Below are 20,756 nucleotides of genomic sequence, written 5' to 3' on the forward strand. Positions count from 1 at the left end.
GAGGAGCAACGATGACCGAACTGCTGGAAAAATTCTACCGCCAGGACCTCCATGCCGGCGGATACGTCGAACGCAAATTCTCCCCACCGGAACACTCCTTCTACCTCAGCGGCATCCCCCTCAGCGGCAAGAGCATGCTGATCAAGCACTATCTGCTGCAAAAGAAGAAGGCCTCCTACCTCTACGTCGACTGCAGCGATATCCGCATCGACACGGAGCGCTTCAATGCCCAGATACGCTCGTTCTGTAATACCCACGAGATCGCCACCCTCGTGCTGGACAACTACCGGCCGGCGCTGCTGCTTCCCTCGGTCACGCAGCTGATTCTGATCGCCCGGGAGGTCCCCGAAGCCGAGGGGTTTCCCCACTACCGTCTCTTCCCCCTCGATTTCGAGGAGTTCCTGGCGTTCGAGCGCAAATACGATGAAAGCGCCCTCAATGACTTTTTGCAGCTGGGAGGGCTGCCGGTCATGCACAAAACCCCCTCCGAAGAGCGCCACCCCCTGCTGCAGCGCGCCTTTAAAGAGGCCCTCGGCGACATCGGTTTCGACCTGATGCTGCTGGCCGCGCGCCTGCACACCCAGAAGGTTTCCGCCTTCATGCTCTACGAGCGGCTCAAGAGCGAGCGCAAAATCTCCAAGGACATGCTCTACCGCCACTATGCCAGCATGCTCTCCGAGGGGTATCTGCACGCCGTGGCGAAGTTCGGCCACCCCCGGGCGACCAAAAAGCTCTACCTCTGCGACATCGCGCTCAAAAACGCCCTGGTGTTCCAGAAGCACTTCGGGCGCCTTTTCGAGAATATGGTGCTGACCGAACTCGCCAAACACCACGGCGAGGTATTTTACGAGGAGCAGATCGACTTCTACCTTCCCGAAAGCAACCGCGTCATTCTCTGCATGCCCTTCGGGACCAAGGAGATCCTCTTCAAAAAGATCGAACAGGCCGAAGCGTTCATCGTCACCCACGGCGTGCAGAGGGTCGAAGTCGTCACGATGAGCAGCGAATCCTCCCTGCACCACCCCTTCGTCGAGGCGGAGATGATCCCGTTCGCGCAGTGGGCGCTGGGCGAAGAGGAGTAGTCCCATCGTTCCATCACGATCTGTTGTATAATAGACTCAAAAACGAAAGGCAAGGATGAAGGGCATTTCACTCCTGCACCTCTCCAAACATTTCGACAAAGCCGATGACTTCCGGCGGCGCTTGCTGCGCCTGCTCTATGACAACCTCTCCGGGGCCACCGTCGTCATCTGGTTCAATGCCTCGCTTTTTGTCTACATCCTCTGGCCCGTGGCCGACCATACGCAGCTGGCGGTCTGGTACGCCCTCCTGACGGGGGTCACACTCCTGCGCCACCTGGACACCCGCCGTTTTTTCCGACAGGAGACCCCCCCATACGACACATGGTACCGGCGGCTCTTTATAGGCGTCCTCTTCTCCGCGCTCATCTGGGGGAGTGTGCCGCTGCTTTTCTTCACCGAAGTCACTCCCACCTACCAGATGTTCATCATTATCATCATCATCGGGATGAGCGCCGGGGCGCTCAGCACCCTGGCGGCGGACCTGCGCCTCTCTTTCATCTACCTGTTCGGTCTGCTGGTCCCGCTGGCCTACCGTCTGCTCGACGAAGGTTCCCCGATTTTTGTCGCCTCGTTTGTCCTCCTCCTCGCCTTTATCGCCGTCGTGCTGCATACGGCCCAGGAGTTCCACCGCAGCCTCGTCGAAAGCTACCGTACCCTGGAGCTCTACCAGAACACCAAAGACCGGCTCGGCAAAAGCGAAAAGCGGCTGCAGATGATGTTCGATCAGACGCCGATCGGCATCTTCTACTACGATACGGACCTCTTCATCATCGACGCCAACCGCGCCCTGTGCAACTTCCTCCAGGCACAGCGCGAGGAGCTGATCGGTCTCAGTCTCCGGGATCTCCCTGACCAGCGCCCGCTCCAGGGGGCCTACCGTGACGGCGACTACACCCGCCGCGCACTGTATGAAGGTCCCTACCACACCAAACTCCGCGGCCTGGACCTCTGGATCAAAGTGGAATTCACCCCCATCGTCGACGACCGGGGTGAGATGGTCGGCGGCATGGCAATGTTCACCGACAAGACCCAGGAGCACATGGCGATGAAGCAGGCGAAGTTCCTCTCCTTGCACGATCCGCTCACACAACTGCCCAACCGGGAACTGCTCAAAGAACGTATCCGGCAGCTGCTCAAAGAGGACCGGCGCCTTGCCCGCTTCTCGGCACTGCTCTTTCTCGACCTTGACCGCTTCAAACATATCAATGACACGGCCGGGCACCTCGTCGGCGACCGTCTGCTCATCGAATCGGCCAAACGACTTGACGCGCTGCTGCGTGAAAGCGACACCCTCAGCCGCCTCGGGGGAGACGAGTTCGTCATCCTGCTGCCGCTGATCGCCACCGACGAGGACGGCACCGTCCGCCATGCGTTTCAAGTCGCCGAAAAAATCCATGAGGCCCTGCGCCGCCCTTTCCATATCGAAGGGCATCAGCTCTACACCTCATGCAGCATCGGCGTCACCACCCTGGAGAGCGCCCCCGAAGATATCGACGAGGTGCTCAGGCGCGCCGATACGGCGATGTACCAGGCCAAAGCGGAGGGGCGCGACCGTACCCGGTTCTACGATCCGGAAATGGACCAGAAAGCCCGCGATTACCTCCGAACGCAGCGGCGGCTCCGGCACGCGATCGAAACGGGAGGCTTTACCCTCGTTTACCAGCCTATCGCCCACATCACGACCGACAACGTCGTTGCCGCCGAAGCCCTGCTGCGATGGCATGACGAGATCGGCAACGAAATCCCGCCCGCGCACTTCATTCCGGTCGCCGAAGAGTCGGGGCTGATCAAAGCGATCGGCGAATGGATCATCAACGAGGCGTGCCGGCAGATCGGCGCCTGGCAGAAAGCGGGACTATTCTGCCTTGATTACGTCTCCATCAATATCAGTCCGCGGCAGCTGATTGAGGGCGACTTCGCCGACCTCGTCGCCGAGAACATCCGGCGCCACGCCATCGCCCCCGAAACACTGCGACTCGAGATCACGGAGACGGCGCTGATCGAGAATTTCGACAAAACGAAAAGACTGATCGACACGCTCAATGCCCAGGGCATCAAGTTCATCATCGACGACTTCGGCACCGGCTACTCCTCCCTCTCCTACCTCAAGCAGTTCGCCTTTTCCGCCCTCAAGATCGATCAGAGCTTTATCCGCGATATTCTGCATGACCCCAAGGATGCCACCCTGGTGCGCGCCATTATCGATATCGCCCGCCAGTTTGACTACCAGGTGATCGCCGAAGGGGTCGAGGAGGATGCACAGCGCGAGATGCTGCGTGAGAACGACGACGCCATCGCCTACCAGGGCTACCTCTGCAGCCAGGCGGAAACGGCCGAGGCCTTCGAGAAGCATCTGCACAGGAAGTGCGGTTAGCCGAGGGGCTTCGATCCTTCAGTGCAGCGGATAACGCTCCATCGTGACGGCCTTGACGCCGGTCGGGGCACCTATGGCCACTTCCCGGTGCACATTGAGGGCCGGAGCAACGTGCACATCGCGTCCATAAATGTAGCTCTGGTCATCAACGATCACCTTGTAGGCCTTGTCCAGCATCAAAGCCCGCGCGGGCGAGGGGATGATCAGCCGGGAGACATCGCTGTGCAGCGCTTCGATCTCAGATGGTTTCAGGCTACCGTTCGCATCGAAAAAGCGCGCCATGACCTCATCGTTGCCGCGGAATTCGTCCCCGGCATGGTTGGCTTCGAGGTAGAGCGTGTACTCATAGCGGCCGTCGGCCAGCATCGGCTCCTTGATATGGGCAAAACCGCTGTCCGACTGGCTCCAGTGGTACCACCCCATCTGCTTCGCCCCCGCGCCGAATTTACGCGGGAATACAAAGGTGCTGTCAACAACGGCACCGATCCCCGAATGGCAGCCGATGCAAAAGAGCGTCTCCTCGTAGGTCTGGGGCCGCAAGTAGCCCTGCTTATCCTCGATGAAGCCCTGATAAACCCATCCCAGTCCCGTATTGAGGCCCGTCTCTTCATTGCCGGTGATCGTACGCAGCCGGTTGGGGAAGTCATCTTTGTCCTTGATCTCCGCCTGGGCCGCGTTGGAGAGCTGCGGGTAGGTGTTCCAGGCGCTCTTGCGTCCGTAACGCAGCTCTTTCATCCGCGGGGCCATCCCGACGCTGCCGTTGGCATCCACGTCGATATAACGCACCGTGTGCAGGAACTCCGTCTGTTCGGGGTAGAGGCCAGGCGCCATGTGCAGCGCGTTGTCGATCTGCGCGTCTTCGGCCCGCCCGACGTAGTACATGGAGTAGTTGTAAAAGCGCTTCGTTTCAAAATCGTACGAGGGCGCGGCCCAGCGGTAGACGACCTTTGTCGCCCTGTCGAGGGTACCGTTTTGGTTCAGGTCCACCCCGAACACCTTCTCGTCCACCGGCTCGATCGCAATGTCGCTGCGTTTGATCAGCGCCTCCACAACGGCGAGGTTGACCTTGTAGACCTCTTTGTCAAAGACGCCCTCCTCGTTCTGCCGCATCACTTCCGGCAGCCGGATCAGCACATCGTCCGTGGAGCCGTTCGTCGGCCAGAAAGTACCGAGGAAAGGGGAGTAGGCAAAGGCCCGCCAGCCGGTATAGGCACCCTTCGGGTCACGGTCGAACCCCTCCCCGTCGAACGCGAAGTAGCAGTCGGGGGTAAAGCCGCCCCACTTCCCGTCATGGTTGTAATCCCAGGCTTCCGGAACATGTTTCAGGATCTCGCCGAGCATAATGCTCCCGTTGGCGTCAAAGTAGTTGTCCCCGCGGACATAATCGAGGATCGCCGCATCGGACACGGCGGCGACGGCATCGGTACGGTCGCTGAAGAGGTTGGTCCACGGGTTCTTGTAGGTCGCTTCGCTGAAGCTGTAGCTCTCCTGCAACGCCGCATCGTCGATATAGTTGGGTTCCACCGAATTGGTATGGCAGCTGAAACAGGGGTTGTGCGTGTTCCCGCCGCCATCCTCCGTTTTCGTGTAACACTGCGACGTCACATAGGCGCCGTAACTGTTCTTGACGGTCATCGCCGTCACGTCCGTAAAAAGCTGTTCCGTTTCATAGAGACTCGCATTCACCTCGGGAAGAGGTGTTGGCGTCGCATTGGCGTCACCCGCCGGGGTATCGCTGCTGCAGCCTGAAAACAGTAAAACAAATGCCAGAAGATAAGAGGGGTATGTCATATTTCTTTCCTTGCAGACCGTACGGAGGAGGCGGTACGGTCTGCACGAAGAGAAGGCGGAAAGCCCTCTCTGATCGCCGGGGGCGATCAGAACTTGAACGGTCCAAAGACACCGACGAAGGACTCTTTTTGCGCATCCGTCGCCTGGCCGACGAGGCCGTACTCCGCGTCACCGGTAGAGACTTCACCGAAGGGGTGCTGCGTGACGACGGTGAGGTAGTCGTAACCCTTGACGTTGCGCTCCCAGTACGGAGACGTTGTCTCGGAACCGTACGGCGTGGAGATGATGCGGGTCATCTTTTCGCTAACGACATCATAGGCCCAGACAAAGTCATTCGGGTGGTAGCCGGTGTCTTCGCCGATCGCCAGGATGTTCTGTCCCGCGAGATAGGTCACGTTGTCCGGGTTGGCGATGCCGCTGGCCGCACAAGTGTAGCTTTCATAGGCGGAACCTTCCGGGTAGCTTGCCGGCGCACCTGCGACAACCCCGTACATGTTGCTGACGACATAGTTACTGTCGATCTTGCTCTGCACCGTATCATAGGCTGCCTGACTTTCGCCGTTGATGTTCAGGCCGTAAACCGCGCCGCACTTGTTGTCGCTGAGCTGGACGTCGCCCTCGCCATCCGTCATCCCTTTAGTGACCTGGCTCATTGCTACGAACAGGACACCGTGATCAGGGTCAAAGGTGATCCCCTCTTCTTTTCTGAACTCGGTCGTCGCGCCCTTCATCGCAGCGTAACGGCGTGTTTCGAGGAATGCTGCTGCTTTGTCCATACCGGTTTTGACCTGCAGACACTCTTTGCCCATCGCCGTGTTGACGTAGGTATAGCCCGGGTTACAGGCATCGGCAACAGGCGCTTCGTAAGCAAAAATGTCGCTGAAGACCGGCTCGCCGGCAACGATCGTCCGGATCTCCGCATCCGTCGCGTGCCCCAGTTTGATCCACATCAGGTCGGCTTTGCCGGCACCTTCGTCGGAGGTCTGGATCCATTTGGCCGCGTACAGTGTCCCCGCGCTCAGATCCTGCGCTGCATCGGCAATATACATGTAGAAGCCGACGTTCGTGCCATCGTCAGAGAGGTACGCCGTACGCTCGTCCGGCATGACGTAGGCAAGTTCCCATGCCGCGCGGCCCATGCTGAAGTGTTTTGTATAACCGAAGACCGGTGTCGCAGCAGACGCGTCAACCGTGACTTCCGGGATCCAGCCGTAGAAGTACGGGTTGTTGTCCGCCGTGGCGTTCGCGTTGTTCTCGTCATTCCAGTAGAACTTCGTCACCTCGTTGAAGCGGGAATTGCCTGTCAGCTTCGTGGAAGGATCGAGCGTATCCTCGATTTTTTTCGCATCGGGTTCATACTCTTCGGAGCCGAGGTGCGATTCCCACGGCGTTGTCATACCGGCACAATGGACCCAGCCGCCGAACTCCGCTTTCTGGCTGATATACTGCATGGAGTCCGGTTTGACGGAGAGCGTACCGTTGTTCTGCTGCAGCTCCATCCCGTACATGCCGCCGATGCCGCATTCGAACTGGTTGACCATGAAAATACGGCCGTTGGCGCGCAGAATAGAGGAGTGGTCCAGACCCGAACCGTCGCCGCTGTTCGTACCGTTACAGATATACGGGCTGCCGTCGGTAAAAGCGATCGCCGCGTCCGTATGGTCTTTGAGCAGGCCGAAAGTCTCGCCGTTGTTCACATCCGCCGTCGCCATCAGCTTCGTAAAGCCAATCGTCGCCGTCTTACCCGTTTCGAGGTAGGTCACGCTGTCTGTTGCGCGGAGTGAAGACTTCTCCTCATCGAGCACAGGAGCGCTCAGCTCCGAAAAAGAGAGCAGTGTCGCTTCGTTCGCGTTCGGAGTAATGCCGTCAACGCCGTTGGAGCCGTCTTCGGTACAGCCGCTGAGCATCAGCAGTGCTGCTGCCGAGGCGGATAACATGATCATTGTTTTATCAAACTTCATCGTCCAATCCTTGTTTAAAAAAGATGGCGAATTGTAGAAGGCGAATATTACGCCCGCGATGCCGATTGATATCGCCAGCGTTACGGCAAGGATACGTTTTGAAAACATTCGTTTCTCCCTAGTAGCTGGCCTGCCACTCCAGGTAGAAGCGCTCGCCGTAGGGACCGAACGCGCTGCTGTCGCTGCCGAAACCCAGCAGCATACCGGCCGTGAAGGTATTGTGGTCGTTCAGGGTGTAGGTCAATGACGGTGCGACGAAACGGCTGCTCGCCTCGTCGAAACTCTCTATATAGAGAAACGACCCGCTGAAAGCGAGGTTGAAATCGTATGTCAGAGTCGTCCCGGCGTAAAAAGGGGACTGCACCATATTCCCAACCAGTTCATCGGCGTAGTTGTCAAGCAGCTGCGTATAGGTGAAGGTCTCGGAACTGTAGAGTGCTTCAACGACCCAGGTGATGCCGTTCTCGAACCCGTAGTCGAACCCGGCGATCCCCTGGAAAAACTCGGTGTCCAGGAGGTCGCTTTTGAAATACCCCCCTTCGCTCCGCCACTCCGCCCCGGTACTGAAAAAGTTCCCTTCAAGCTCATACCCGATCATCAGGGTATCTTCGCTGCGGATAAAATCGAGTCCGACATCGGCGAAGGCCAGATACCCTTTGGCGCGGGCAGCATACTTGAACGTGCGGTCGTGGCGGACGGATGCGACGGCAGTGACGGTGCTGAGATCACTGGGGGCATAGCTGTAGGTCGCCGCCAATACACCGTACACCTCGTCGGGTTCCAGGGCATAGCTGTTTTTCGCGTTATAGAGGTCCGTCGGCGTCCAGATCCGCCCCACCCCCATGCTGATCTTCTGTATCCCGGCGGTGATCCGCTGCACACTGTCCTCGTAGCCGCCGTAGAGGCGGTAGATTCGTGCATGGGCAGCCCCAGGCCCGTAATGCTGCGCTTCGGTGCGCACTTCGAACGGGATATCCGGCCGGACCTCGTCAAACAGCGCGAATTCGTCGCTGTGCACATACCCATTCCCCAGGTAATTGACGACGTCACCGATACCCGTCAAGAAATAGGCCCCGCTGCGCCAGCCGCCGCTGAGCCGGAGCCGGTCATAGTCATAGGTGTACGCCGTGTTGTCGAGACCGGAGTGCTGCTGCTGCAGGAAATTCGTATTCTCGATCGTGAAGGTCGTTTCCGCCGCCTGCAGCGGCAGCAGGACTGAAAGCAGTACCGACCCAGCCCATAGCCGCCAAAGGGTCATGGCACGACTTGCCCGTCGCTGAGCTTGATGATCCGGCGGGCCTGTTCCACGACGTAATCGTCGTGAGAAGAGAAGAGGATCGTGATCTTTTCGACCGCGTTAAGCTGCTTCATCATCGCCATCAGGTGCTCGGAGTTGCGCGAATCGAGGTTCGCCGTCGGCTCGTCGGCCAGGATGAGCTTCGGTTTTGCCGCCACCGCCCGGGCCACGGCGACACGCTGCTGCTGACCCCCGCTGATGTGGCCGGGCATGGCATCGAGCTTCTCCTCTATCTCCAGAAGACGTGCCACTTCCGCCACCCTCTGTTCGATCGCTTCGGGCGCAAAACCGCGCAGCTTCATAATGAAGCCGATGTTCTCGCGCACGGTGAGGACGGGTACAAGGTTATAGGCCTGGAAGACGAAGCCGATCTGCTCCAGGCGCAGCCGCGAGCGCGCCCCCTCGTCCAGGCCCGAGAGTTCGGTACCGTCGATGGTGATGGAGCCGCTGTCGACAGCGTCGAGCGCCCCGATAGCGTTGAGCAGCGTCGTTTTGCCGCAGCCCGACGGCCCCGTAATGACCCCGTACTCCCCCGTCGCGACGGCGAGGTCGATATCGCGCAGGGCGTGCACCTCGCGCTCCGTATCCTTGTAAAAATATTTGTTCACTCTGCGCAGTTCGATCATACCTGTATCACCTCGATAGGATTAAGCTTTTTGAGCCTTCGCAACGGCATCAGCACCGAAACGATCGCCGCGGCGACAATGGCCAGGAAGGTGTTGGAGAAGTAGCGGCTCTTGATATCGGCATACACGACGGCGTTGTAGCCGAAGGCCTCCAGACCCGCCGCGTATTCGCGCAGGTCGAGCCCTTGCGTCTGCAGGTACCACAGGGCGGCGTAGCTGGTGAACGCCCCCAGCACGAAACCGACCACGCCCAGCACCAGCGCCTCCGCGGCGACCTGGGTGCGCAGCTGCGACTGGGGCGTTCCCAGTGCGATCAGGATGCCGAACTCCCGGGTACGTTCCAACACCGAGACGAGCATGACGCCGAAGATCCCGATCAGTACGACGAGCATGACGATGGCGAAGGTGATGGAGTTGAAGATGACCATCATCTCCTGCATCTGCTGGAGCACCGGATAGAGCGTCTGCCACGTCTCGACCTCCAGCCCCGGGAAGGCGGCCTGTAGCCGCGCGGCAACCGCTTCCGTCTGCGCAGGCACCGCCAGCCGCAGCGCCACCTGGGTCGCGCCGTTCTCCCCCAGTCCCGAAAAGGTGCGGCTGCGCGGCAGGGCGACGTAGATCGTCTGGTTGTCGATAAGCAGGTTCGACGTCTGTACGATCGCCGTCACATAGAGCGAAACGGCGCTGATATCCCCCTGGGCGTTCTGCGACGAGAAGACCAGGCGGTGTCCCACCTCGACGCCCAGGTCTTCCGCCAGTTTCTTGCCGATGGCACAGCCGTTCTGCCGCCGGCCCCAATCGATCTTCCCCGCTTTGACGAAGCCGGAGAGCTGCCCGAAGCGCTCTTCGGCCTCGAGGTCGATGCCGACCAGCCGCCCCATCGCCGACTTGCGCGCCGTCGAGGCCAATCCGGTCTGCGACAGCCGGACGGAGTAGGAGGCGACCGCCGGGTCCGTATCGAGCGCTGCCAGCAGCGGCCGGTCGTCGGCGATGGCGTACTCTAGGCTCTGGTAGAGCCGGAACTTCGGGGCATAGACGGAGATCTCGCCGCTGTCGCTGCGGATCGTGCTCTCGCGCATCGTTTTGACCATGCCGTCGTAAAGCCCCTCGATGGCGAGCATCGCCGTCATACTTCCGGCGATCATGAGGATGACGAGCCCGGAACGGCGGGCGCGGCGCCACAGGCTGTGCCACGCCATCTTCAGTGCCAATGCGAAGGTCGTTTTAGACATGGTGCATCGCCTCCACCGGGGTGTAGCGCTTGACGACCGCAATGGGGTAGAGGACAGCCAGCATATTGAGGGCAAAGACGACCCCCGCGTTCCAGCCGATGGTGAACCAATCAAAACGCATCGGGATCTGGTCGTCGACGATCCCGTAGTCGCGGTACGCCTCCGCGATCCCCTCGATCACCATGGGGTGCAGCTCGAAATACCAGGCGATCGGCGCCCCCACTGCCACGGAGAGCCCGACGGCCGCCGTCGCAATCAGCAGCATCTCCAGCAGTAGCAGTGCGGAGACGTTCCGGGGGGAGAGGCCGATGGCGCGCAGCATCCCCAGCTCCCGGGTCCGTCCGACGATGTTGAGGAAACTGAAGATCATGATGACAAAGAAGATGACGACGAAGAAGACCCCCATCGAGATGTAGCCGAAGACGCTGTCCACCTCCATCGCCTCCACCTGCGCATGCATCAGCACCGTCCACGGCACGGCCTCGAGCCCCTCTGCCAGACCAGCCTGCACCGCGTTGACCGTCTGCGGCAGCGCCGTGAGATCATCGACGGAAGCAACGATGTACGACGCCATATCCCCGCTCAGCATCAGGGTGTCGTAGTACGCCTTGTTTACAAACGCGGAGGAGGCGTCAAATTCGAAAAGGCCCGTTTTGAAAATGCCGACGACCCGGAAATTCTCCGCGGCGAAGGAGTCGTCCGTCGCCGTGCCGATGAGCGCCACCGTATCGCCGACCCCCACCTTCAGCCTGACAGCCAATTCGCTGCCGATGTAAAGCGCGTTGGTGTCGTTGTCCTCGAGGTAGCGCCCCTCACGGCGCGCTTCGGCCATTTTGGACAGCCGCCGTTCCCCTCCGGGGTTGATGCCCACGACCATCGCCCCGACGGAGTCACGGGGAGTGGAGAGCAGCGCGAAACTCTCCAGGCGCGGGGCATAGGCCGCGATCCCCTCCGTGCGCGCCAACAGCGCCTCTTCCGCCGAGACATCGGTCAGCAGGTAGTCGTAACCCCCCTCTTCACGGTACCCTTTTTTATAGATATGCAGGGCGTTTTCATAGATGTCGAGGGCGCTTTTGAGCATATGTGCATGCGAACCGTCCATCAGGGCGACGTAGACGATAAAGAGCAGGGAGCTGAAAAACGTCAGCGCAAAGGTGACGACGGTCCGCCCTTTGTAATGGAGGATGTTTTTCAGCGCCAGTCCGAACATCATGATCCCTAGCGCGAGTAGCGTTTAAGCGCCTGCTTCGTGAAATAGCTGCCGCTCACGCCCCGGTCGTAGACGACGTCGGAGAGAAGCACCAGCGTCTCGTTCTTCTCCTTGCCCTTCTCCAGCGGTTTGATCCGCATGACCGTCGGGACATGGTGGGTACCGAAGGTTTTGACGTCGCTGTAAAACATCTCCCGCACCTTGCTGCCGAAATCGTCGTAAAAGACGTCATGCATCTGGGTATAGGTCTGCCGATCGATCGTCGAGACGATCCGTCCCCACACGACAGCGGCATCGGGTTTCGGGGTGAAAGCGATGGTCACCGTCTCCGCCGTCTTTTCGAGGATCTCCGCATCGTAGTCGTCGACCATCGAGCTCTCCTTAACCATATCGTCGTTGGTAAAGTCGCTTCCCATCCAGCTCTGCAGCATCATCGATGGCGGGATCTTGACGATGCGTTCGATCTTCGGCACGTACTGCCATAGCTGCTTGTCAAGTTTCAGGAAGGTGATGCCGCGGTCTTTGGGCGGGTAAAGGATCTTCATAAAGCTCTTCGTCTTCCCTTCGGCCCAGCTCTCGATCCGCACCGTCCGCTTGTGCCGTGCCGAGGTGATGACCATCTCCAGCTTCATGTAGACGTCTTTACCGCGAAGATTGTCTTCCACTTTTTTGACAATGTCAGACGCCTCGGAACCGAACAGCAGGAGCGTCATCGAGAGCCAGAGCAACAGTAACCGCATCGCGTATTCCCTCCCCTCGTTTTACCGATTATAGCTATATTTGGGCCGGAACACCCTAAAATATCTAAATGGAAACAGCAGCACCCCTATGCGGGATCGACGAAGCGGGGCGGGGCCCCATCGCCGGTCCCCTCGTCATGGCGGGCGTCATTTTGCACGCACCGCTCGAAGGCCTGAACGATTCGAAAAAACTGACGGAAAAAAAGCGCGAAGCGCTTTACGCGCGCATTACGGCAAACGCGGCCTACCACATCGTGCGTTTTTCCTCGCAGCAGATTGATGATGACGGCATCTCTGCCTGCCTCTCAAAAGGGCTCAAAGAGATCATGAAAGTGCTGGGGGAGGCCGATTACCTCTTTGACGGCAATTCGACCTTCGGGGTGAGCGGGCTACGGACGCAGGTGAAGGCCGACGCCGACGTCCCCGAAGTGAGCGCGGCCTCCATCCTCGCCAAGGTCACCCGCGACCGGGAGATGGTCGCCCTGGCCGACACCTACCCTCAGTACGGCTTTGAAAAACACAAGGGGTACGGTTCGGCGGCGCACATCGAGGCAATCAAGACCCACGGCTACAGCGCCGTCCATCGCCGCAGCTTCCGCCTGAAAGCCCTGCAGCCTACGCTGTTTTAGCCGCGGCCTCTTTCGCCGATGCCATAAAGGCCCGGTACTGCTCCTCGATGTTCTCCAAGGCGAGCGGCTCGCCGATGTGGATGTGCACTTCGTATGGCTGCTTGAACGGAGAAGCCTGGTACACTTTTTCGAGCTGGTCGTCGATATAGATCGGGACGATCTGCATTTTGTTCGCCTTGGCGATCTTCTCCGCGCCCGGCTGGAACGGCCCCACCCCCTCGCCGCCGAAACGCTCCCCCTCGGGGAACATAAAGAGGTTCAGGTCCGGGGCGACCTGGAAAATATGCTTGATCTTTTTAAAAAAGGCGAGCATCCCCTTGCCCGCTTTGAGGTCGACAGCGATGCAGCCGCTGTATTCGAAAAACTTCCCGTAGATCCTGTTATCGAGCAGTGTCTGCTTGGCGATCCACATCCCCGCCTTCTGCTGCGTGGAAAAGAGCGACTCAATACTGATGATGTCGAGCAGACTGCGGTGGTTGGCGATATAGAGCACCCGGTTCGCCTCGGGCAGGTCGCCGTGCATCACCGGCACGACGTTGAGGTATTCCAGTACGCTGAGCGAATAGTTCTGGCGCTCCTTCGAGAGGGCGTGATAACGGTCGTGTTCATCCAGCTGCGTGTCCAGATAGACGTGGCGGAAGATAGGAATGAACTTCTTCCCGAGCCAGATCATATAGAGATATTTGCGGAGGTTTTTAAACATGGCGGGTATTATAGCAGGTAATAACACAGAGAATCCCCCAGTGACAGGGGCATAAAACTGTCTCGTACTACTCTCATCGCAGCAGGATCGGTTTGACCCACTCCGGCTCGGCGTAGTCCACCTCGGGAAGGGTGTTCAGGCGGTTGGTCTGGTCGATTACCTCCCCGGTACCGGCGGGGGCGAAAAGGTAGATGCCCGCCGATGCGTTCACGGTCTGCATCAGTGTCAATCCCTGCGCGGCGGCGAAGGCTTCGGGCCTGACGTCCGGTTGCAAACGGATCAGGACATTTCCCGTCGCGATAAAGCGGTTGCGTTCGCTCCGGCGCTCTGACGTGTAAAAGACCCGGCGGTATTCGGAGCCGGAAGAAGCCGTCTTCGCCGCCACCTCGGCCGGAACGGCCTTCACGACCCGCTTGGCCGAAGCACCGGGGGAGCGTAAGAGTGCCATTTCATCCTCTGCGCGGTAAAAAACCATCGAGGCTTTTTTCGTCTGCAGTACCTGTTTGGTCATTACCGGAACCTCGGCCGTTGCCGCAGCCGTCAGCAACCACCCCGCCATGATTATCATACGTACCATCATACTCACCCCTTAATGTCCCCGAACCTGCAGCGACCAGCTTTTAAACGTCCCCTCTGTACCGGCCCGGAGGTCTTTGACGGTCAGCGTCCATGTGCCGGCCGCACCCTCGTCAAGAGCGCGGACGGTGGAGAAGCGCCAGTTAGCGTAGGAACCCTCGAGGTAGTAAGCCCCGCCGTATGCCAGATGGCTTTCCGTTCCCTCCGGTGATGTCAGCCGGATATCAAGGTCCCCGGGACGGGCATGGTCGATGGTGACCCAGACATCGACATGTTCCACGCTCAATGCCTGCGTCTCGGTAATCGTGGACGTCACACCGGTGGCGTTCGCATCGGGAACCGTCGTATCCGCGATGTCGTTTGTCAGCTTCGGCAGCACGGTCTCCGCGCCGAGTGAAGCAAACCCTTCCGCCTTGGCGACGGCGGCTGCGGCATCCAGCAGCCCGAAGCCGTAGTTGTGGTTGATATGCCACCCCGCACCGTTGGTCGTCCAATCGCCGTCACCCGGATCGTTTTTTCTGGCTGTCGTAGCGAGGATATAGCGTATATCGCGGTAGGTCAGGTCCGGGTTCGCACTGAGCATCAAAGCGGCGACCCCGCTGACCATGGGCACGGCCGCCGACGATCCGTTCATATAATTGGTATAGTCGCCGTTCTCATTGCCCGGAACATCAAAATAGACCGGGAGATTCGTTTTGGGATCGAGACGGTACGTTTCAACGAAGCCGGTCGATTCAAACCCGTAGTCGTACCCGGTGTAATCCGTCGTCACAATCGCCGCTCCGTTTACGGCATCATACTGCTCACCGAACTCGCCGCCCGGCGCCGCGAGCAGAACATTCGCACCGAAATTGGCATAGGAGGAGTAACTGCCGTCCTTATCGGTGGCCGTCACGGTAATAACATAGGGGTTGTTCGCGACGCCGGCATTGTTGGCATTACCGATGTGCAACGGGGAGTAATCCGAATTGCTGCGGTCGTTCCCCGCGGCCATGACGTAGACGATCCCTTTCCCGCTGCGCCCCTGCTCCGCCCCTGTCTGTAACCCGTCGATCAGCGTCTGGTCACCATAGAGAATTTCGGAGGGGTCGCCCCAGCTGTTCGAGGAGATGTCCATCTCTTTGGAGAGCGCTTGGATCAGCGTAACGTCCGTCAGCGGCGACTGCGAGAAAACATTATAGCCCGCCAGCTTGACAAACGGGGCCACCCCTTTGACACCGACACTGTTCCATCCCGAAGCGGCGACGAGACCCGCGCAGGCCGTCCCATGCGCAGAGAGGTAGGGATCCGTAGCGAGCTGGTCCGCATCGGGCGACGGGTCGTTCGAGCCGTCAGACCAGCGGTAGCTCTTCGTCAGGTCGAGGTTCGAAGCCAGATCCGGGTGGACGGCTTCAATACCCGTATCGACCACGCCCACGTAAATATTGCGGCGGCCCGCGTAGGACTCCCAGACTGAAGCGACATTGATGTCGTTCGGTTCTGTCGCATCCAGATGCCACTGATATTGGGTGAGAGGGTCTTCATAGACCCCGGTATCACTGCTCATGGGGTCGGTTCCGGCAAAAAACTCGCCGTAATCACCCAGCGCATCCCCGTCGCTGTTTGCGGCTGCCGGATTCGTGCCGACCAGCAGTTCGAAATCATCAAAAAGGGCGTCGTTGTCTGCATCGTGGAAAAGATGGGTCGTTCCCGCGAACAGCTCCTGGATCGTTGTCGACGCCACGGCATCCCCATAGGACTGCGAATCGTTCAAGAGGGCCACATCCTCCATCGCACCGCCTGTGGTCAGTTTTGCCGGGTTGAATGCGCTGAGCGCCGTCGACGGGGATGCAAAAAGAAATCCGGAGAGGCGGGCGAGCACCGATTTTATCTCCGTCTCGTCCGTCAGCCCCTCTCGCCGGATCCACTCCGCCGCAATCGTGGTGAAGGCATTCACCCTGACATTGTTGTTTAGCAGATCCGCCACTGTCACGTAAGCATATAGGCTACCCTGGACGGTTTTGACCGCTGCAGCGTCATACTGTCCATCGTCGTTCGGATCGATATCCTCACCCCCTGCAGCCTTCACCAGTACCAGCTGCGTCGATGCCAGACCGGGGAGCGAGACCGTAAATTTCCCGACCGTCTGCTCTGTGTACGGCACCAACGTCACATTGTCATCCATCAGGTCTGTTGCGGCATTGAATGGTGTCGTGACTGTCAGGTATTGCTGCTGTCCCGCCAGGTCGGTTACGGTGACCGTTGCCCCGCCGATGGGGCCTAGAGCGACACTGTTTGCGACTGTCGTTGTTGGGTCAGGTGGAACGACCGGATCATCCGGCGTTGAGGAGCCGCCGCCGGAACCGCAGCCGTGAAACAGCAATGTCAGCCCGAGAAGCACTGCCCCGCTGCCTCTCATTACCCGATCAAAACATTTCTGTCTCACGTATCCCCTTTTCGCCATACTTTCAACTCATTATACTAGTCTCCTGGCAAATACCGTCACGGCCTCATGCCAAGGATCAGAGTGATGTTGATGATAGTATATTATTTTATTTATAATAAAAAATTAATGTATGGATCAAAAGAATTTATGAGAGAAGATGCCGCGGAGTTGCTCCGGCACCGCTTCCGGCAGGACCAGCCCCTGCTGTGGCGGTGCGACTGCCAAAGGGCACTGCTGCTCTCCGCCGACTTGGAGCGTTCGGCATCGAAGGAGAACAGGTCACCCTTACGGCGGCGGGATCAGGGCTGATAGCCGTCGGAGAGGGTCTTCAGGAAGGCGACGATTGCATCCTCCTGTTCCCCCGTCAGGTGAAGATCGCCAAGCTCTTTCGTATTAATATTCTCAGGAACTTCCGGCGCCGGCCAGCACCCCTGCGCCATGGCATCCGCTTCGGTGGTCATAGCGTCTCCGCACCGTGGCAGCACGTCACGCGTATTGTAGAAGTGAACGATCGATTTCAGGCTTTTGAAGTAACCGTTGTGGGTATAGGCCTTCACAAAGAGCGCGTCGGGCCGCTTGTCGACGTTGCGCAGCGTCGGCACCTTCTGCTTGCCTTCGTTTTCCGCCGCAAACGCCGCGTAATCCATGCGGGTAGCCAGGAACTCCCCGAGACCGCGGTCCGTCCATGCGTAGCCCAGCGGGTTGTACTGTGCGTCCTGGGTGTAAAAGGGGTTCTCCGGGTTGCGGGGCACACCGAGATTGTCAAAGGTGTAATCGGTCAGGAGCGGCGGCGTGCCGTCCGTCCCTTCGTTCAGCACGTGGCAGTTCGCGCATTTGCCCTTGCCCTTGAAAAGGTCAAGCCCTTTGCGCTCCTCCTTTGTCAGTTCGGCCCTGCCCTGTAAATAGTAGTCATATTTCGACGTGAATGCGTTGACCTCATTCGATGCCTCGTAGGCGGCGATGGAGAGCGCAATGGCGTCAAAGGCACTCTCGACGTTCTCCGGCAGACAGACGCTCTCTCCCCACACGGACGTAAACAGATCGGCATAGAAGCCGCTGCAGACCCCTGTCACAACGTCACCCGGTGTCGCAAGGGCCTGTTCAAGCGGGTTCAAAAAGGGACCCTGTGCCTGGTCCGCGGCGGGGTTGCCCAGCTTTTCACCCGTCGCACGGCCATTCCAGAAATTGCCGCCCATGAATACCGCCTGTTTCTGCTGCATGACATAATGCAGAATCGGGCTCAGGGTCGCGTACGCCGCACTCGGCGGTTTCCGGTTGCCGAAACGCCCGGGGACCGATCCTTCGTAGACCGCACCGGAGGCATTGGTGGCCGAGAGGGGACCGGTGAAGCCCGATTCGGGCGCGTGACACCCGGCACAGGAGAGGTTCCCGTTGTATGAAAGGCTTTGATCGAAATAGATCATTTTACCCAGCGCTTCCTCAGGGCTCAGAGCGCCTGCCGTCGCCGACGCACTCAAACCCACTACTGCCAAACAGGCCACCAGCATTTTATGTTGCATAACACACCTCCTTATGGTTTCAGTGTATTATGCTCGCATCAAAATGAAAAAATAATGAAAAAAATCTATAAATGTTTTTTAACGTTCAAGCATACTGCTCTATAGCTCCTTGCTGGACAACAGAGACGGCGCCTTTTCATAAGACTTTTTGGTTTTGGGGACATGCAGGCCCGCAGATCTGGCCGATGGGCCTGTGTGTACCGGCTTCACGGGTGCTTTTGCCAAATGTACAGATAAAACCGTTGCGTTTTTCGGTCAAACTGCGCAATATCATCAGCATGTCGTTTTTAACGGATAAATGCTCGTTGGAGGATCATATTTTGGAAGTTGTTATGGGGGTGGCGGACAGACAGGGATTCGAACCCTGGGAGGTATGACCCTCGCCGGTTTTCAAGACCGGTGCATTCAACCAGCTCTGCCATCTGTCCACAAATAAAAAGTCGGAGTTTGGTGGAGGCGCCACCCGGACTCGAACCGGGGATCAAGGTTTTGCAAACCCATGCCTTACCACTTGGCTATGGCGCCACCGGTGGTGCCCGGAGCCGGGATCGAACCGGCACGATCGCAATGATCGAGGGATTTTAAGTCCCTTGCGTCTACCAATTTCGCCATCCGGGCTCAAGACACCAAAAAAAACCCCAACTCAAACCTCTGCTTTGAAGTCTAAGAAGTTTCAGTTGGGGTGTTTAAAAATAAAAATGGAGCGGGAAACGAGGTTCGAACTCGCGACCCCAACCTTGGCAAGGTTGTGCTCTACCACTGAGCTATTCCCGCATCTGTTGTTGTGGACCGAAATTATAGGCAAATCCCTTTCCAATGTCAAGGCTTTTTCGAGCTTTTGCCGAAAACTTCGCTATAATCTCGAAAATTTGCATATTATATATAGAGAAGGACCAATCTATGCGCAGCGATACAGTCAAACGCGGCTTCGACCGCACCCCGCACCGGAGTCTTTTCAGAGCGACCGGCCTCAAAGACGAGGATTTTGACAAACCGTTTATCGGGGTTGCCAACAGCCACATCGACATCATTCCGGGCCACTTCTTCCTGCAGGAGTACGGCCGTATCGTCAAAGAAGCGATCCGCGAAGCGGGTGGGGTCCCGTTCGAGTTCAACACGATCGGCGTCGACGACGGGATCGCCATGGGCCACGATGGCATGCTCTACTCCCTGCCCAGCCGCGAACTGATCGCCGACAGCATCGAAACCGTGATGAACGCCCACAAGCTCGACGCACTGATCTGTATCCCCAACTGCGACAAGATCGTTCCGGGGATGATCATGGGTGCCCTGCGCGTCAATGTTCCGACGCTCTTCGTCTCCGGCGGCCCGATGGCGGCCGGCCACAAAAAAGACGGCACGCCGATCGACCTGGCTACAGCCTTCGAAGCCGTCGGCCAGCACGCCGAAGGCAATATGAGCGACGAGGAGCTCTACGAGATCGAATGCGAAGCCTGCCCGTCGGGCGGTTCGTGCTCGGGGATGTTCACCGCCAACTCCATGAACACCCTCTGTGAAGCGATGGGTATCGCCCTGCCGGGCAACGGTACGGTCCTCGCGATGACGCCGGAGCGGATCGAGATGGTCAAGCAGGCAGCCAAGCGTATCGTCGAGATGGCCAAGGCGGATGATCCGAAGTACAACCTCCGCAACGTCCTCAACGAAAAAGCGATCCACAACGCCTTCGTCGTTGACATGGCGATGGGCGGTTCAAGCAATACGGTCCTTCATATGCTTGCCATCGCGAAAGAGGCGGAGGTCGATTTCGACATTACCAAGATCAACGAGATCGCGAAAAACGTTTCGCATATCGCGAAGATCTCCCCGTCGCTCGGCACCGTCCACATGGAGGACATCGGCCGTGCGGGCGGGGTCAATGCCGTCATGAAAGAGGTGAGCCGCCGCGGCGGACTGCTGCACCTGGACAACCCGACGGTCACGGGGGAAACGATCGGCGAACGTATCGCCGATGCCGAGATCAAAGATACCGGCGTCATCCACACCAACGAAAACGCCTACTCCCCGGTCGGTGGCCTCTCCATCCTCTTCGGCAACCTTGCTGAAGAGGGCGCCGTCGTCAAAACGGCCGGCATTGCACCGAGTATGCGCCAGTTCAAAGGCACCGCCGTCTGCTTCAACTCCCAGCAAGAGGCGATTGCCGGCATTATCGGCCACAAGGTCAAGCCGGGCAACGTCGTCGTCATCCGCTACGAAGGTCCCAAAGGCGGACCGGGTATGCAGGAGATGCTCGCGCCGACGTCGCTCATCATGGGGATGGGCCTCGGCGAGAGCGTCGCCCTCATCACCGACGGCCGCTTCTCGGGTGCGACCCGCGGTGCCTCTATCGGTCATGTCAGCCCCGAAGCGGCCGAGGGCGGCCTGATCGGTCTGATCGAGGACGGCGACGAAATCGAACTCGACGTCGATACGCACCTGCTGCAGCTCAACGTTGCCGGGGAAGAGCTTGAACGCCGCCGTCTGCACTTCAAACCGCACAAGAAGGCCATCAGCTCCAAATGGCTCAAGCGCTACAGCCTGCTCGTCTCCAACGCCTCCAACGGCGCCGTGCTGAAGACGGAACTGGACTAAG

The 20,756-nt window shown here is 58.9% G+C and carries 17 protein-coding genes and 4 tRNA genes; 6 read left to right on the plus strand and 15 right to left on the minus strand.

Annotated elements, in window-relative coordinates:
* The first annotated feature begins 11 nt into the window (after positions 1 to 11).
* Both WCY31_RS11955 and WCY31_RS11960 read left to right on the plus strand, forming a co-directional pair.
* Positions 12 to 1,082 carry an ATP-binding protein gene (locus tag WCY31_RS11955; protein ID WP_345972543.1) on the plus strand — a complete coding sequence of 357 codons (1,071 nt, stop codon included), beginning with the start codon at positions 12 to 14 and terminating at the stop codon, positions 1,080 to 1,082.
* Positions 1,083 to 1,137: 55 nt separating this feature from the next.
* Positions 1,138 to 3,456 carry a putative bifunctional diguanylate cyclase/phosphodiesterase gene (locus WCY31_RS11960; RefSeq protein WP_345972544.1) on the plus strand — a complete coding sequence of 773 codons (2,319 nt, stop codon included), beginning with the start codon at positions 1,138 to 1,140 and terminating at the stop codon, positions 3,454 to 3,456.
* 18 nt (positions 3,457 to 3,474) lie between these two features.
* On the opposite strand, the gene WCY31_RS11965 is transcribed toward WCY31_RS11960, so the two are convergent.
* From WCY31_RS11965 to WCY31_RS11995, 7 genes are all read right to left on the minus strand, one after another.
* Entirely contained in the window at positions 3,475 to 5,247 is a 1,773-nt protein-coding gene (locus tag WCY31_RS11965; RefSeq protein ID WP_345972546.1) for a hypothetical protein, read from the minus strand.
* An 86-nt stretch (positions 5,248 to 5,333) separates the two neighbouring features.
* Entirely contained in the window at positions 5,334 to 7,208 is a 1,875-nt protein-coding gene (locus tag WCY31_RS11970; RefSeq protein ID WP_345972548.1) for an alkaline phosphatase PhoX, read from the minus strand.
* A gap of 118 nt (positions 7,209 to 7,326) precedes the next feature.
* On the minus strand, positions 7,327 to 8,466 hold the full coding sequence (locus WCY31_RS11975; protein WP_345972550.1) for a hypothetical protein: 1,140 nt from the start codon (positions 8,464 to 8,466) through the stop codon (positions 7,327 to 7,329).
* The gene (locus WCY31_RS11980) at positions 8,463 to 9,131 is read right to left on the minus strand and encodes an ABC transporter ATP-binding protein (protein WP_345972551.1); all 669 of its coding nucleotides are present in this window, start codon (positions 9,129 to 9,131) and stop codon (positions 8,463 to 8,465) included. The genes WCY31_RS11975 and WCY31_RS11980 overlap by 4 nt, the downstream gene beginning before the upstream one ends.
* Complete coding sequence (locus WCY31_RS11985) at positions 9,128 to 10,363, minus strand: ABC transporter permease (protein WP_345972553.1); 1,236 nt, start codon at positions 10,361 to 10,363, stop codon at positions 9,128 to 9,130. The genes WCY31_RS11980 and WCY31_RS11985 overlap by 4 nt, the downstream gene beginning before the upstream one ends.
* Positions 10,356 to 11,576, minus strand: coding sequence for an ABC transporter permease (locus tag WCY31_RS11990; protein WP_345972555.1), 1,221 nt, complete (start codon positions 11,574 to 11,576; stop codon positions 10,356 to 10,358). Before WCY31_RS11990 ends, WCY31_RS11985 begins: the two co-directional genes overlap by 8 nt.
* A gap of 5 nt (positions 11,577 to 11,581) precedes the next feature.
* Positions 11,582 to 12,313 (minus strand): outer membrane lipoprotein-sorting protein, encoded by a 732-nt coding sequence (locus WCY31_RS11995; protein ID WP_345970008.1) that lies wholly within the window; start codon positions 12,311 to 12,313, stop codon positions 11,582 to 11,584.
* Between the two features lie 68 nt (positions 12,314 to 12,381).
* Here WCY31_RS11995 and WCY31_RS12000 point away from each other — a divergent pair, with 68 nt between their 5' ends.
* Complete coding sequence (locus WCY31_RS12000) at positions 12,382 to 12,942, plus strand: ribonuclease HII (RefSeq protein WP_345972557.1); 561 nt, start codon at positions 12,382 to 12,384, stop codon at positions 12,940 to 12,942.
* Here WCY31_RS12000 and WCY31_RS12005 read toward each other — a convergent pair.
* From WCY31_RS12005 to WCY31_RS12015, 3 genes are all read right to left on the minus strand, one after another.
* Positions 12,929 to 13,645: a lysophospholipid acyltransferase family protein gene (locus WCY31_RS12005; protein WP_345972559.1), complete on the minus strand. Its 717-nt coding sequence runs from the start codon at positions 13,643 to 13,645 to the stop codon at positions 12,929 to 12,931. The genes WCY31_RS12000 and WCY31_RS12005 overlap by 14 nt on opposite strands.
* Positions 13,646 to 13,718: 73 nt before the next feature.
* A complete protein-coding gene (locus WCY31_RS12010; protein ID WP_345972561.1) occupies positions 13,719 to 14,225 on the minus strand; it encodes a hypothetical protein in 507 nt (168 codons plus the stop codon).
* A gap of 9 nt (positions 14,226 to 14,234) precedes the next feature.
* Positions 14,235 to 16,619, minus strand: a complete 2,385-nt coding sequence (locus WCY31_RS12015) for a S8 family peptidase (RefSeq protein ID WP_345972563.1) — start codon at positions 16,617 to 16,619, stop codon at positions 14,235 to 14,237.
* Between the two features lie 174 nt (positions 16,620 to 16,793).
* On the opposite strand from WCY31_RS12015, the gene WCY31_RS12020 reads away from it, so the two are divergent.
* On the plus strand, positions 16,794 to 16,955 hold the full coding sequence (locus tag WCY31_RS12020; protein WP_345972565.1) for a hypothetical protein: 162 nt from the start codon (positions 16,794 to 16,796) through the stop codon (positions 16,953 to 16,955).
* On the opposite strand, the gene WCY31_RS12025 is transcribed toward WCY31_RS12020, so the two are convergent.
* Complete coding sequence (locus WCY31_RS12025; protein WP_345972567.1) at positions 16,946 to 18,166, minus strand: cytochrome-c peroxidase; 1,221 nt, start codon at positions 18,164 to 18,166, stop codon at positions 16,946 to 16,948. The genes WCY31_RS12020 and WCY31_RS12025 overlap by 10 nt on opposite strands.
* Before the next feature lie 71 nt (positions 18,167 to 18,237).
* Between WCY31_RS12025 and WCY31_RS12030 the strand changes: the two genes are divergently transcribed.
* Positions 18,238 to 18,543, plus strand: coding sequence for a hypothetical protein (locus WCY31_RS12030; RefSeq protein WP_345972568.1), 306 nt, complete (start codon positions 18,238 to 18,240; stop codon positions 18,541 to 18,543).
* Here WCY31_RS12030 and WCY31_RS12035 read toward each other — a convergent pair.
* The 4 genes from WCY31_RS12035 to WCY31_RS12050 all read right to left on the minus strand — a co-directional run bounded on the left by WCY31_RS12035 (position 18,506) and on the right by WCY31_RS12050 (position 18,940).
* Positions 18,506 to 18,594: transfer RNA gene (locus WCY31_RS12035), tRNA-Ser, on the minus strand. The two genes, WCY31_RS12030 and WCY31_RS12035, sit on opposite strands and share 38 nt — an antisense overlap.
* A 23-nt stretch (positions 18,595 to 18,617) precedes the next feature.
* A tRNA-Cys gene (locus WCY31_RS12040) sits at positions 18,618 to 18,691 on the minus strand.
* Between the two features lie 5 nt (positions 18,692 to 18,696).
* A tRNA-Leu gene (locus tag WCY31_RS12045) sits at positions 18,697 to 18,784 on the minus strand.
* A gap of 81 nt (positions 18,785 to 18,865) precedes the next feature.
* A tRNA-Gly gene (locus WCY31_RS12050) sits at positions 18,866 to 18,940 on the minus strand.
* 126 nt (positions 18,941 to 19,066) lie between these two features.
* Between WCY31_RS12050 and ilvD the strand changes: the two genes are divergently transcribed.
* Entirely contained in the window at positions 19,067 to 20,755 is a 1,689-nt protein-coding gene (gene ilvD / locus WCY31_RS12055; RefSeq protein ID WP_345970017.1) for a dihydroxy-acid dehydratase, read from the plus strand.
* Position 20,756: the final 1 nt, after the last annotated feature.

This window comes from Sulfurimonas sp. HSL3-1 (assembly GCF_039645995.1).
GTDB lineage: Bacteria > Campylobacterota > Campylobacteria > Campylobacterales > Sulfurimonadaceae > Thiomicrolovo > Thiomicrolovo diazotrophicus.

Coding starts and splice junctions, on each gene's coding strand:
- WCY31_RS11975 (WP_345972550.1), bottom strand. CDS start 8,466: ATGACCCTTTGGCGGCTATGGGCTGGGTCGGTACTGCTTTCAGTCCTG.
- WCY31_RS12010 (WP_345972561.1), bottom strand. CDS start 14,225: ATGATGGTACGTATGATAATCATGGCGGGGTGGTTGCTGACGGCTGCG.
- WCY31_RS11985 (WP_345972553.1), bottom strand. CDS start 10,363: ATGTCTAAAACGACCTTCGCATTGGCACTGAAGATGGCGTGGCACAGC.
- WCY31_RS11970 (WP_345972548.1), bottom strand. CDS start 7,208: ATGAAGTTTGATAAAACAATGATCATGTTATCCGCCTCGGCAGCAGCA.
- WCY31_RS12015 (WP_345972563.1), bottom strand. CDS start 16,619: ATGAGAGGCAGCGGGGCAGTGCTTCTCGGGCTGACATTGCTGTTTCAC.
- WCY31_RS11965 (WP_345972546.1), bottom strand. CDS start 5,247: ATGACATACCCCTCTTATCTTCTGGCATTTGTTTTACTGTTTTCAGGC.
- WCY31_RS12000 (WP_345972557.1), top strand. CDS start 12,382: ATGGAAACAGCAGCACCCCTATGCGGGATCGACGAAGCGGGGCGGGGC.
- WCY31_RS11980 (WP_345972551.1), bottom strand. CDS start 9,131: ATGATCGAACTGCGCAGAGTGAACAAATATTTTTACAAGGATACGGAG.
- ilvD (WP_345970017.1), top strand. CDS start 19,067: ATGCGCAGCGATACAGTCAAACGCGGCTTCGACCGCACCCCGCACCGG.
- WCY31_RS11955 (WP_345972543.1), top strand. CDS start 12: ATGACCGAACTGCTGGAAAAATTCTACCGCCAGGACCTCCATGCCGGC.
- WCY31_RS11990 (WP_345972555.1), bottom strand. CDS start 11,576: ATGATGTTCGGACTGGCGCTGAAAAACATCCTCCATTACAAAGGGCGG.
- WCY31_RS12005 (WP_345972559.1), bottom strand. CDS start 13,645: ATGTTTAAAAACCTCCGCAAATATCTCTATATGATCTGGCTCGGGAAG.
- WCY31_RS11995 (WP_345970008.1), bottom strand. CDS start 12,313: ATGCGGTTACTGTTGCTCTGGCTCTCGATGACGCTCCTGCTGTTCGGT.
- WCY31_RS12030 (WP_345972568.1), top strand. CDS start 18,238: ATGTTTTTTAACGTTCAAGCATACTGCTCTATAGCTCCTTGCTGGACA.
- WCY31_RS11960 (WP_345972544.1), top strand. CDS start 1,138: ATGAAGGGCATTTCACTCCTGCACCTCTCCAAACATTTCGACAAAGCC.
- WCY31_RS12020 (WP_345972565.1), top strand. CDS start 16,794: ATGAGAGAAGATGCCGCGGAGTTGCTCCGGCACCGCTTCCGGCAGGAC.
- WCY31_RS12025 (WP_345972567.1), bottom strand. CDS start 18,166: ATGCAACATAAAATGCTGGTGGCCTGTTTGGCAGTAGTGGGTTTGAGT.